This window comes from Tessaracoccus sp. MC1679 (assembly GCF_014164775.1).
In the GTDB taxonomy this organism is placed as follows: Bacteria; Actinomycetota; Actinomycetes; order Propionibacteriales; family Propionibacteriaceae; genus Arachnia.
The window spans coordinates 14,411-26,612 of sequence record NZ_JACJGB010000003.1; the positions used below are offsets into that span (position 1 = coordinate 14,411).

Genomic DNA, 12,202 nt, shown 5'->3' on the forward strand with positions numbered 1-12,202 from the left:
AGGACCGATCTTGCTCAAGTTCATCGCGAAACGCCTGGGGATATCGCTGGCGATTCTCCTGCTGGGGTCACTGCTCCTGTATGTGCTGGTCATCAACTCAGGAGACCCGCTGCAGGATCTGCGGGAGTCCAACGACCCGAACCGCGAGAACCGCATGCGCCAGCGGATCGAGACGATGGGGCTGAATCTTCCCTGGTACGAGCGCTACCTCGACTGGTTGGGGGGCGCTTCGAAGTGCCTCATCGGGCAGTGCGACCTCGGCGTGGCGCTCAACGGCCAGTCCGTCAACGCACTGGTGGCGGTCGCGGCCGCCTCCACCCTTCGCCTCGTGGTCTTCGCCACCCTGTTGGCCATCACCACCGGCGTCATCCTCGGCATCATCACCGCCATCCGCCAGTACAGCGGCTTCGACTACGGCGTCACCCTCTTCGCCTTCATCGCCTTCTCCCTCCCCGTCTTCTGGCTGGGCGTGCTGCTCAAGCACTACGCAGCCATCGAGTTCAACAACTGGATCGTCGACGCAGACCTGAGCTGGCCGGTGATCATCGGCGTGGCTGTGGTGTTGGCGTTCATCCTGCAGGCCGCCATGGGGGGCGACCTCAAGCGTCGCCTCATCACGTTCGCAGCCATCGCGGCCGGCGCGGCGGCCATCCTCATCTACTTCGACGCCGTGACCTGGTTCCGTCGTCCCGCCATCGGCATCCCCGTCTACGTCCTCGCGGTCCTCGGCGCCGCGGCGCTGGTGATCATGCTCACCTCCGGCTTCCAGAACCACCGCGTCCGCAACGCCGTCGGGGCCACCGCAGCAGTCTCGCTCGTCGGGTACATCGCGATGCGCGGCTACCTCATGGACAACGGCTCGGTCGCGGTACTGCTCATCTGCTTCGCGGCGGCGATCGTGGCCGGGGTCGCGGCCGGTCAACTGCTCGGTGGTTTCTCCCGACGCCAGGCCACCTTCGCCGCCGTCGTCACAGCGCTGCTGGCCTCGCTCCTGGCGGTCAGCGACCTCCTGCTCTCCAACTGGGCCCAGTACCTGGAGGAGCAGCCCCGCCCCATCCCGACCATCGGCTCGATGACGCCCAACTACGAGTCGACCTTCTGGATGCACTCGATCGACACGCTCACCCACCTGGTGCTGCCCACCGTGGCCCTGACGTTGATCTCGATCGCCTCCTACACCCGTTACACCCGGGCCTCGATGCTGGACGTGCTCAACCAGGACTACATCCGCACCGCGCGGTCCAAGGGCATCTCGGAGCGCAAGGTGATCACCCGGCACGCGCTGCGCAACTCGCTCATCCCGCTGGCCACCATCGTGGCGTTCGACTTCGCCGGGCTCATCGGCGGCGCGGTGATCACCGAGACCGTGTTCGGCTGGCAGGGCATGGGCAACCTCTTCCGCACGGGCCTCGCCCAGGTGGACCCGGCGCCGGTGATGGCGTTCTACCTCGTCACCGGCACCGCCGCGGTGATCATGAACATGGCGGCCGACATCGCCTACGCCATCCTCGACCCGCGGATCTCCCGCTAGGAAGTGGCCCACCATGACTGACACGAACAACGCCGCGCAGCTCGACGAGGTCCACGAGGCCGACTACGAGATCGAGTCCATGCCGGACGAGACCACGACCACCGACAAGTCCTACTCACAGGGACAACTCGTCCTGCGCCGGTTCGTCCGCCACCGTGGCGCCATGATCTCGTTGACCATCCTTGTGCTGATCATCCTGCTGGCCACCACGTCCATCGGCTTCGGGCCCATTCCCGGATGGTGGCCGAAGAACCACGTGGACCTCTATCCGGTAGCTCTCCCGGGTGGCGCGCCCACCCTGACCCTGTGGCCCTTCTCGATCGGGGAGCACCCGTTCGGGCAGACCACGATCGGCAAGGACTACTTCGCCCTGGTCATGCTCGGCACCCAGAACTCGCTGACCATCGCCTTCACCGTCGGCATCGGGGCCACGATCATCGGCACCCTCGTGGGTGCGGCCGCCGGCTACTTCCGCGGCGTCGCCGAGTCCTTCCTCATGCGCGTCACGGACCTGTTCATCATCATCCCCACGCTGGTGCTGGCCGCCGTCCTCGGCCGGATGGCCGGCAACGTCGGCGGCATCTTCGCGTTGGCCGGCATGCTGGCCATCGTGTCCTGGACCGGCCTGGCACGCCTCGTGCGCGGCGAGGTCCTGTCGCTCCGCGAGCGGGAGTTCGTGGCCGCGGCGCGCGCCGTCGGCACGTCCTCGTGGCGGATCATCGTGCGCCACATCCTTCCCAACGCCCTCGGCACGATCATCGTCAATGCCACCCTGCTGATCTCGGCCGCCATCCTCGTGGAGACGGCGCTGTCGTTCCTGGGCTTCGGCGTCCGCCCGCCCAACACATCGCTCGGCCTCCTCATCTCGGAGAACCAGAACGCGCTGAGCACCCGTCCGTGGCTCTTCTGGTGGCCGGGCGTCTTCATCGTCTCCATCGCGCTCTGCGTGAACTTCATCGGTGACGGTCTCCGTGACGCGTTCGATCCCCGCCAGCAGATGGACTGAGGTACTCCCATGACCACCACCCCCCGTTTCACCGGCGAGAACCACGTCCTTAAGTTCGACGAGCTCGACGTCCAGTTCCGCACCGAGTTCGGCACCGTCCACGCCGTCAAGGGCATCACGCTCAGCGTTGAGCCCGGAGAGGTGATGGCCCTGGTGGGCGAGTCCGGCTCCGGCAAGTCGGTCACCGCCACCACCGCGCTCGGGCTGCTCCCGAAGACCGCCCGCATCCAGGGCGAGACCCGCGTCACGGACCAGAGCATCGGGACGCTGTCCGGCCGACAGCTGAGGTCCATCCGCGGCAACCGCGTTGCCATGGTGTTCCAGGAGCCCATGACCGCACTCAACCCCGTGATCAAGATCGGCGAGCAGCTCACCGAGTCCATGGAGGTGCACGGCGTGGCCTTCGGGCGCGAGGCGTGGGACCGCGCCGTCGACCTGCTCAACGCCGTCGGCATCCCCAACGCCGAGCGCCGTGCCAGCCAGTTCCCGCACGAACTGTCCGGGGGGATGCGCCAGCGCGTGGTGATCGCCATGGCCCTGGCCTGCGACCCCGAGGTAATCATCGCCGACGAGCCCACCACGGCCCTGGACGTCACGGTGCAGGCCGAGATCCTGGACCTGCTGCGATCGCTCAAGGACAAGCTCAACACCGGCATCCTGCTGATCACCCACAACATGGGCGTGGTGGCGGACATGGCCGACAACGTGGCGGTGATGTTCAAGGGCAACATCGTGGAGCGCGGCCCCGCAGAGCAGGTGCTCCTGCACCCCACCCACCCCTACACCAAAAAGCTGCTGGCCGCCGTGCCGCGGCTCGGCCAGGGGCACGGACAGTTCGGTGTGGCCCCCCACCCGGTGAGCCCCACGGCTGAGGCGGCCCTGGAGGTCGACGAGCTCGTGGTCGAGTACCACCGCGCGGGCAAGAAGCCGTTCCGCGCCGTCGACGGCGTCAGCTTCGGCGTTCGTCGGGGGGAGATCGTCGGCCTGGTGGGTGAGTCCGGCTCGGGCAAGTCCACCATCGGCCGCGCGCTGCTCGGGCTCATCCCGTCGGATTCCGGCCAGGTCCGCGTGTTGGGGGAGGATCTGCTCTCCCTCAAGGGCCAGGCGCTCAAGGGCCTGCGCAAGCGGATCGGCGTCATCTTCCAGGACCCGGCCGCCTCGCTCAACCCCCGGTTCCCCATCGGGGACGTGATCGCCGAGCCGCTCAGCGTGCACAAGGTGGGCGACGCCAAGACACGGCAGGCGCGGGTCCACGAACTCCTGGACGCGGTCCAGCTCCCGCGCACGGTCTACAACCGGTACCCGCACGAGTTGTCCGGCGGCCAGCGGCAGCGCGTCTCCATCGCCCGCGCCCTCGTGCTCAGCCCGGACCTGCTGGTGGCCGACGAGCCCACGTCGGCGCTCGACGTCTCCGTGCAAGCCTCGGTACTGGCCATGTTCACCGCCCTCCAACGGGACTTCGGTTTCGCGTGCCTGTTCATCTCGCATGACCTGGCGGTGATCGACTCGCTGGCGCACCGCGTCGTCGTCATGCAGTACGGCAAGATCGTGGAGAAGGGCGAGCGCGAGCAGGTGCTGCTCAACCCGCAGGAGGAGTACACCAAGCGCCTGCTGGCCGCAGCGCCCGTGCCGGACCCGATCGAGCAGCGCCAGCGGCGGGAGGCCCGCCACGAACTGCTCAGATCGCTCGGGGACGAGATGGTGGAGTTCGACACCCGCGAGCTGGACTTCGATGGAACAGACCGCACCCAGCGCCAACCCCGGCCCTGACATGGCGTACGCGCCCGAGCTGACCACGCTGGGCTACATCGTGAGCCCGGACCGGCGCCGGGTCCTGCTCGTGCATCGGATCTCCCGGTCCGAGGACGAGCAGCTCGGCAAGTTCAACGGCCTCGGCGGCAAGGTCGAGCGCGACGAGGACGTCGCCTCGGCGATGCGTCGCGAGATCCGCGAAGAGGCCGGAGTCGAGGTGACCTCGATGCGGCTGCGCGGCACAGTGTCCTGGCCGGGCTTCAACGGGCGCGACGTGTTCGGGTTCGTGTTCCTCGTCACCGGCATCGACGGCGAGCCGTACCCCTCGAACCCGGAGGGGACCCTGGCCTGGCACGACGTCGACACGGTCATGGAGCTGCCGATGTGGGACGGGGACCGGCACTTCCTGCCACTGGTCTTCGACGAGACCGTGCCCCAGTTCCACGGCGTCCTGCCCTACGACGGCGGGCACAGCGTGGGATGGCGGTTCTCGGCGGAATGACCGGGCGGGAGGCCGCCCTCGCGGCCGCGATGCGGGAGCCGGATCCGTCGTCGCTGGGCGCCGCGTCCCGCCTGCGCGCCGGGTTCGGCCCCGATGAGGCCGCGTGGGCGCTGACGCAGGCGGCGCTGCGCCGACGGGCGCGGGCCAAGTTCGCCCGTGCCGACGAGATGCTGTTCACCCACGCGGGTCTGGAGCAGGCCACCCGTGACCCGGTCCGCCGGTGGCGCGCGGCGCTCTTCGCTGCGGCCGGGGTGGAGTCGGTGTGGGACCTGGGCTGCGGAATCGGGGCCGACGCGATGGCCCTGGCCGAGGCGGGGCTCGCTGTGCACGCCGTCGACGCCGACCCCGCCACCGCCGAGGTGGCGTCCTGGAACCTCGGCCTCGTGGGCGCCGGCCCGGGCGCGGTGGCGCGCGCCGAGGAGGTGGCGGTGCCGGAGGGCGACGGCGTGTTCCTGGATCCCGCCCGCCGCACGGCGAAGGGCCGCACCTGGAACGTGGCGGACTTCACGCCACCGTGGTCGTTGGTGCTCGATTACCTGGCCTCAGCCAGGTTCGTCGCCGTCAAGCTCGGCCCGGGACTGCCCAAGGAACTCATTCCCGACGGCGTGCGCGCCACGTGGGTGAGCGACGGCGGCGACGTGGTGGAGGTGTCGCTGTGGAACCGGCTGCCCGAGGGGCGCTCGGCCGTGCTGCTGAGCGACGGCGCGGTCCTGGAGCTCGCCGGCGCGGGGGAGGGGCCGCCTGTCGCCGCGCCGTTGGGGCGCTACGTCTACGAGCCGGACGGCGCCGCCATCCGGGCAGGCCTGGTGGGGGAGTCGGCCCCGGGGGCCTGGCTGCTGGACCCGCACGTGGCCTACCTGTCCTCCGACGAGCCCATCGACACGCCCTGGGCCACCCGCTTCGAGGTCCTCGACGTGCTCGACCACTCCGTCAAGGCGCTGCGCCGGTACGTCCGCGAGCGCGGCATCGGCACGCTGGAGATCAAGAAACGCGCCATCGACGTGGACCCGGCGGCGCTGCGCCGCGAGTTGAAGCCCAAGGGCAGCGCGGCGGCCACGATCATCCTCGCACGCACCGTCGACGGGACGGTCGCCATCATCGCAAAGCGGTCCGGACAGAGCACTTCTGGCACTCGGCTTGATTGAGTGCTAAACCCCGGATAACGTAGGTGCTGGCACTCGACCCTGTCGGGTGCTAATGGTCGGACGGCACCCGCGACGACGCCCGGCCACTTCACACTGACCTACAAGCCGGCCTCCGGGTCGGATATGACAGAAAGGTGTTTGACGTGGCAACCACGATCAAGCCGCTCGAGGACCGGATCCTCATTCAGCCCCTTGAGGCCGTCCAGACCACCGCTTCCGGCCTTGTCATCCCCGACACCGCCAAGGAGAAGCCCCAGGAGGGCAAGGTCATCGCCACCGGCCCCGGCCGCATCGATGACAAGGGCAACCGTGTCCCGCTCGACGTCGCCGAGGGCGACATCGTGATCTTCTCCAAGTACGGGGGCACCGAGGTCAAGTACGACGGCCAGGAGTACCTCCTGCTGAACGCCCGCGACATCCTCGCCGTCGTCAGCAAGTAAGGACCACACATGCCGAAGATTCTCGCTTTCAACGAGGAGGCACGTCGCGCGCTTGAGCGCGGTGTCGACGCCCTCGCCAACACCGTCAAGGTCACGCTCGGCCCCAAGGGCCGCTACGTGGTCCTGGACAAGAAGTGGGGAGCCCCCACCATCACCAACGACGGTGTCACCGTCGCCAAGGAGGTTGAGCTCGACGATCCCTACGAGGATCTCGGCGCTCAGCTCGCCAAGGAGGTGGCCACCAAGACCAACGACGTCGCCGGTGACGGCACCACCACCGCCACAGTGCTGGCCCAGGCCATGGTGCACGCAGGCCTGCGCGCCGTGACCGCCGGGGTCAACCCGATCGGCCTCAAGCGAGGCATCGACAAGGCCGTTGAGGCCGTCGTCGAGCGCCTCCGTGAGAACGCGCGCCCCGTGGACACCACCGCCGACATGGCGTCGGTGGCCACCATCTCCTCCCGTGACGAGCAGATCGGCGATCTGATCGCCGAGGCGTTCGACAAGGTGGGCAAGGACGGCGTCATCACCGTCGACGAGTCCAACACGATGGGCACCGAGCTCGAGTTCACCGAGGGCATGCAGTTCGACAAGGGCTACCTGTCCCCGTACTTCGTCACCGACGCGGACCGGATGGAGGCCATCCTCGAGGATCCCTACATCCTCATCAACAGCGGCAAGATCTCGTCGATGAACGACCTGCTCCCGCTGCTGGAAAAGGTCATCGCCGCCAAGGGCACGCTGTTCATCGTGGCCGAGGACGTCGACGGCGAGGCCCTGTCCACGCTGGTGGTCAACAAGATCCGCGGCACCTTCACCTCCGTCGCGGTCAAGGCGCCCGCCTTCGGCGACCGCCGCAAGGCCATGCTGGAGGACATCGCGATCCTCACCGGCGGCCAGGTCGTCGCCCCCGAGGTGGGCCTCAAGCTGGACCAGGTCGGCCTTGAGGTGCTGGGGCGCGCGCGTCGCATCCTCGTCACCAAGGACAACACCACCATCGTCGACGGTGCGGGCGAGCACTCCGAGGTCAGCGGCCGCGTTGCGCAGCTGCAGGCCGAGATGGCCCGCACGGATTCGGACTGGGATCGCGAGAAGCTCCAGGAGCGTGTCGCGAAGCTGGCCGGAGGCGTGTGCGTCATCAAGGTCGGCGCCGCCACCGAGGTGGAGCTGAAGGAGAAGAAGCACCGCATCGAGGACGCGGTGTCGGCCACCCGCGCTGCCATCGAGGAGGGCATCGTCGCCGGCGGCGGCTCCGCCCTCATCCACGCCGGGGAGGTCCTGGCGGACCACCTGGGCCTCGAGGGCGACGAGAAGGCCGGTGTCGACGTGGTGCGCAAGTCCCTCGTCGAGCCGCTCCGCTGGATCGCCGAGAACGGCGGCGAGGCGGGCTACGTCATCACCTCGAAGGTCGCGGAGATGGAGGTCGGCCACGGCTACAACGCCCGGACCGGCGTCTACGAGAACCTCGTCGAGCACGGCGTCATCGACCCGGTGAAGGTGACGCGTTCCGCGCTCGCCAACGCCGCGTCCATCGCCTCGCTCCTGCTCACCACCGAGACCCTCGTGGTGGACAAGCGCGACGACGAGAGCTGACCGCTCAAGAGCGCCGCAGGGCCCCGTCCGGTTCGTCCGGGCGGGGCCCTGCCGCATAGACTGGCCGGACTTGGGGCAGCAGAGACGAGAAGGTGGACGTGTGTTCGAGGAACTGACCGGCGCTGGAGTGCCTAGCCCCTTCGCGGCGCTGGGCCTGACCTTCGATGACGTGCTGCTGCAGCCCAACCAGTCGGACATCATCCCTTCCCAGGTGTCCACCAGCACGCAGCTGACCAGGCGGGTGCGGCTCAACGTCCCGCTGGCCTCGGCGGCCATGGACACGGTCACCGAGTCCAGGATGGGCATCGCGATGGCGCGCGAGGGGGGCATCGGCATCCTGCACCGCAACCTCTCCATCGAGGACCAGGCGCACATGGTGGATCAGGTCAAGCGCTCCGAGGCGGGGATGGTCAGTGACCCCATCACCGTCAGCCCTCAGGCCACCATCGGTGAGGTGGACGAGATCTGCGCCACCTACCGGATCTCCGGCACCCCCGTCGTCGAGGCCGACGGCACCCTGGTGGGCATCATCACCAACCGCGACATGCGCTTCGAGGACGATCCCGGCCGCACCGTCGGTGAGGTCATGACCCGGATGCCGTTGGTCACCGCACCCGAGGGGGTCTCGAACGAGGAGGCGCTGGCGCTGCTGGCCAGGCACAAGGTGGAGAAGCTGCCCATCGTCGACGGCAAGGGCAAGCTCACGGGCCTCATCACGCTGAAGGACTTCGTGAAGGCGGACAAGTACCCGCATGCCGCGAAGGACAGCCAGGGCCGGCTTCGGGTAGGGGCAGCCGTCGGGTTCTTCGGGGACTCGTGGGACCGGGCCATGGCGCTCGTCGAGCAGGACGTGGACGTCATCGTCGTGGACACCGCTCACGGTCACTCCCGAGGTGTGGTGGAGATGATCAAGCGGCTCAAGGCGGAGCCGGCCGCGGCGGAGGTGGACATCATCGGCGGAAACGTGGCCACCTACGCCGGCGCCAAGGCGCTTGTGGAGGCAGGCGCGGATGGGGTGAAGGTGGGGGTCGGCCCCGGCTCGATCTGCACCACGCGCGTGGTGGCCGGCGTCGGCGTGCCCCAGGTCACCGCGATCTACGACGCGGCCCGGGCCTGTCGGCCGGCCGGCGTGCCGGTGATCGGCGACGGCGGACTGCAGTACTCCGGAGACATCGCCAAGGCCCTCGTGGCCGGCGCCTCGTCGGTGATGCTCGGCTCCCTGCTGGCCGGCTGCGAGGAGAGCCCCGGCGAGTTGGTGTTCATCAACGGCAAGCAGTTCAAGAGCTACCGGGGCATGGGGTCGCTGGGCGCGATGGCCGCCCGGGGTCGCAAGGCCTCCTACTCCAAGGACCGCTACTTCCAGGGTGACGTCACCGCGGACGACAAGCTCATCCCCGAGGGAATCGAGGGTCAGGTCGCCTACCGTGGGCCGCTGGCCGCGGTGGCCTACCAGCTCGTGGGCGGCCTGCGGCAGTCCATGTTCTACTCGGGCGCCGGGACCATCGCCGAGCTGCAGGAGCGCGGGCGGTTCGTCCGCATCACCTCGGCCGGTCTGCGAGAATCGCACCCGCACGACATTCAGCTCACCGCCGAGGCGCCCAACTACTGGTCGCGCTAGAGACCCAAGGAGAACCGTTTCCATGTACGAGCTCGGGCGCAGCAAGCGCGCCAGCCAGGCCTACGCGTTCGATGACGTGGCGATCGCCCCGGCGCGCCGCACGCGGGGCGAGGACGAGGTGGACCTCACCTGGAAGATCGACGCGGTCTCCTTCGACGTGCCCATCGTTGCGGCGCCGATGGACTCGGCGATGTCGCCTGCCACCGCCATCCGGATGGGGCAGCTCGGCGGCCTTGGGGTGCTCAACCTGGAGGGCCTCTGGACCCGCTACGAGGATCCGCAGCCCCAGTACGAGCGCATCACCCAGGAATCGGACCAGGTCACGGCCACCAAGCGGTTGCAGGAGATCTACGCCGAACCGGTGAAGGCGGAGCTGATCCGGGACCGGCTGGCCGAGATCCGCGCCGCCGGTGTCCCGGTCGCGGGGTCGCTGTCTCCCGCGCACACTCTGGAGTTCGCGCCCGTGCTGGAGAAGGCGGGCATGGACTTCTTCGTCGTCCGCGGCACCACCGTCTCGGCGGAGCACGTGGGCGGGCAGGACACGCTCAACCTCAAGGAGTTCATCTACCGCTTCGACCTTCCGGTGCTGGTCGGCGGAGTGGCCACCTACCGCGCGGCGCTGCACCTCATGCGCTCCGGCGCGGCGGGCGTTCTGGTGGGCTTCGGCGGCGGCGCCACGCACACCACCGCCTCGGTGCTCGGCATCGAGGTGCCGATGGCTTCGGCGGTGGCGGACGTGGCGGAGGCCCGCCGCGACTACCTGGAGGAGTCCGGGGGCCGCTACGTGCACATCCTGGCCGACGGGGCCGTCGGCCGCTCCGGGGACATCGCCAAGGCGATCGCCTGCGGCGCGGACGCCGTCATGGTCGGCTCCCCGCTGGCGCGCGCCACGGAGGCGCCGGGCCGCGGCTGGCACTGGGGCAGCGAGGCGTGGCACGCCCGGCTCCCGCGCGGCGAGCGCTCGTTCTTCGAGCAGGTCGGCACACTGGAAGAGGTGGTGCTGGGCCCGTCGCGGGTCCCGGACGGCACGATGAACCTGGCCGGCGGCCTGCGCAAGGCGATGGCGCTGACCGGATACACAGACCTCAAGTCCTTCCAGAGGATCGACCTGATCCTCCACTGACCCCCGAGGAGCGCCGATGGACGACGCACTGACCGAGCTGAAGCGCCTGCGCGGAAGCATCGACAACATGGACTCGGCCCTCATCCACCTCCTGGCTGAGCGCTTCAAGGTGACCCAACGAGTGGGCGAGCTCAAGGCCAAGGCGGGCCTGCCGGCCGCGGACACGGCCCGGGAGGCTCAGCAGATCGCCCGGCTCCGGGCGCTCGCCGCCGATGCGGACCTGGACCCCGAGCTGGCGGAGAAGTTCCTGACCTTCATCGTCGCCGAAGTGGTCCGCCACCACGAGAAGATCGCACGCGGGGAGGGCTGAGATGGCACGGATCGTCGTGGTCGGGGCAGGGTTGGCGGGTCTTCGGGCCGCGGGGCTGGTGGCGGTCTCCGGCCGGGACGTGCTGGTGCTCGAGGCCTCGGGCGCGGTCGGGGGGCGCGTGGCCACGGACACTGTGGACGGCTTCCGCTGCGATCGAGGCTTCCAGCTGCTCAACCCGCTCTACCCCGCGGCCCGCCGCGCCCTGGACATGGGCAGGCTGGACCTGCACCGTTTCGGTCGCGGGGCGGCGCTGCGCACCGACGATGGACTCCAGGTGCTGGCGGACCCCACCCGCCACCCGCGGCACGCGGCGGGGCTGGTGCGCGGGCCCCTCACCCCGGGAGACCTGGCAGCGGTGGCGCGCTGGGTGAAGGCGTCGGGGCAGGAGAACCTCACCTTGAGCGGTGCCCTGGATGCTGCGGGCTTCTCCCCGGTTGTGCGCCGCGTGGTCGAGCGGTTCTTTTCCGGGGTGACGCTGGACGCCCACGGCACCACATCGGCGTCCCAGGTGCGCCGGCTCGCGGCGTTCTTCGGCCTCGCCACCCCCGCGGTCCCGGCTCAGGGCATGGCTGCTGTGCCCCTGCAGCTCGCCGAGCCGATCAGGGACCGGATCCGGCTCGGCGCCCGGGTTGCCGAGCTGCTGCCCGGAGCGGCCGGCGTCGAGGTGCGGCTCGCCGATGGCTCCGTCGAGCGGGCTGACACAGTGGTGCTGGCGGCCGGGCCGCTCGGCAACGCGGCGCTGCTCGGGCTTCCCGCGCCCCTGATGCTCGGCGTGACCACGTGGTGGTTCGCCGCCGACGAAGCCCCCACCAGGTCGCCCTTCCTGCATCTCGATCTCCGCGACGGCGCCCGCCTGGCGAACGCCTGCGTCCAGTCCAACATCGCGCCGTCCTATGCCCCGGCCGGGCAGCACCTCGTCCAGGCAAGCGCAGTGGGTGACCACGCTCTGACGGACGCCGACGCTGCCAGGGAGGCGGGCAGCGTGCTGGGTGCAGACGCCTCGCGCTGGCGCCTGCTCGTGCGCCACGACATCGCGCATGCCCTCCCCGCGCTGCCGCCCGGGGCTCGTGCCCTCATGCCGGTGCCCGCCAGGGTGCTGGTGGCCGACGACCTGCCCGGTGCGTCGATCCAGGACGCCCTCGCGTCGGGGGAGCGCGCCGCCCGGGCGGTCAGCGGCTGAGG

At 69.6% G+C, this 12,202-nt stretch carries 11 protein-coding genes; all 11 read left to right on the plus strand.

Translation table 11 applies throughout. From position 1 onward, the window contains the following. Window positions 1-10: 10 nt before the first annotated feature. The 11 genes from H5398_RS05375 to H5398_RS05425 all read left to right on the plus strand — a co-directional run bounded on the left by H5398_RS05375 (window position 11) and on the right by H5398_RS05425 (window position 12,200). Window positions 11-1,531, plus strand: a complete 1,521-nt coding sequence (locus H5398_RS05375; RefSeq protein WP_182799306.1) for an ABC transporter permease — start codon at window positions 11-13, stop codon at window positions 1,529-1,531. Between the two features lie 13 nt (window positions 1,532-1,544). Next, complete coding sequence (locus tag H5398_RS05380; RefSeq protein WP_182784471.1) at window positions 1,545-2,537, plus strand: ABC transporter permease; 993 nt, start codon at window positions 1,545-1,547, stop codon at window positions 2,535-2,537. Between the two features lie 9 nt (window positions 2,538-2,546). Beyond that, window positions 2,547-4,307 (plus strand): ABC transporter ATP-binding protein, encoded by a 1,761-nt coding sequence (locus H5398_RS05385; RefSeq protein WP_182799307.1) that lies wholly within the window; start codon window positions 2,547-2,549, stop codon window positions 4,305-4,307. 1 nt (window position 4,308) lies between these two features. Beyond that, on the plus strand, window positions 4,309-4,791 hold the full coding sequence (locus H5398_RS05390; protein WP_182784590.1) for an 8-oxo-dGTP diphosphatase: 483 nt from the start codon (window positions 4,309-4,311) through the stop codon (window positions 4,789-4,791). Further along, a complete protein-coding gene (locus H5398_RS05395; protein WP_182784467.1) occupies window positions 4,770-5,936 on the plus strand; it encodes a class I SAM-dependent methyltransferase in 1,167 nt (388 codons plus the stop codon). Before H5398_RS05390 ends, H5398_RS05395 begins: the two co-directional genes overlap by 22 nt. A gap of 143 nt (window positions 5,937-6,079) precedes the next feature. Further along, on the plus strand, window positions 6,080-6,376 hold the full coding sequence (gene groES / locus H5398_RS05400; protein ID WP_182784465.1) for a co-chaperone GroES: 297 nt from the start codon (window positions 6,080-6,082) through the stop codon (window positions 6,374-6,376). Between the two features lie 9 nt (window positions 6,377-6,385). Next, window positions 6,386-7,969, plus strand: a complete 1,584-nt coding sequence (gene groL, locus H5398_RS05405) for a chaperonin GroEL (protein ID WP_182784463.1) — start codon at window positions 6,386-6,388, stop codon at window positions 7,967-7,969. A 112-nt stretch (window positions 7,970-8,081) separates the two neighbouring features. Beyond that, window positions 8,082-9,587 (plus strand): IMP dehydrogenase, encoded by a 1,506-nt coding sequence (gene guaB / locus H5398_RS05410; RefSeq protein WP_220489200.1) that lies wholly within the window; start codon window positions 8,082-8,084, stop codon window positions 9,585-9,587. 22 nt (window positions 9,588-9,609) lie between these two features. Further along, window positions 9,610-10,710 carry a GuaB3 family IMP dehydrogenase-related protein gene (locus H5398_RS05415; RefSeq protein ID WP_182784461.1) on the plus strand — a complete coding sequence of 367 codons (1,101 nt, stop codon included), beginning with the start codon at window positions 9,610-9,612 and terminating at the stop codon, window positions 10,708-10,710. Between the two features lie 16 nt (window positions 10,711-10,726). Beyond that, entirely contained in the window at window positions 10,727-11,020 is a 294-nt protein-coding gene (locus H5398_RS05420; RefSeq protein WP_182784459.1) for a chorismate mutase, read from the plus strand. 1 nt (window position 11,021) lies between these two features. Further along, on the plus strand, window positions 11,022-12,200 hold the full coding sequence (locus H5398_RS05425; RefSeq protein WP_182799308.1) for an NAD(P)/FAD-dependent oxidoreductase: 1,179 nt from the start codon (window positions 11,022-11,024) through the stop codon (window positions 12,198-12,200). Window positions 12,201-12,202 lie beyond the last annotated feature (2 nt).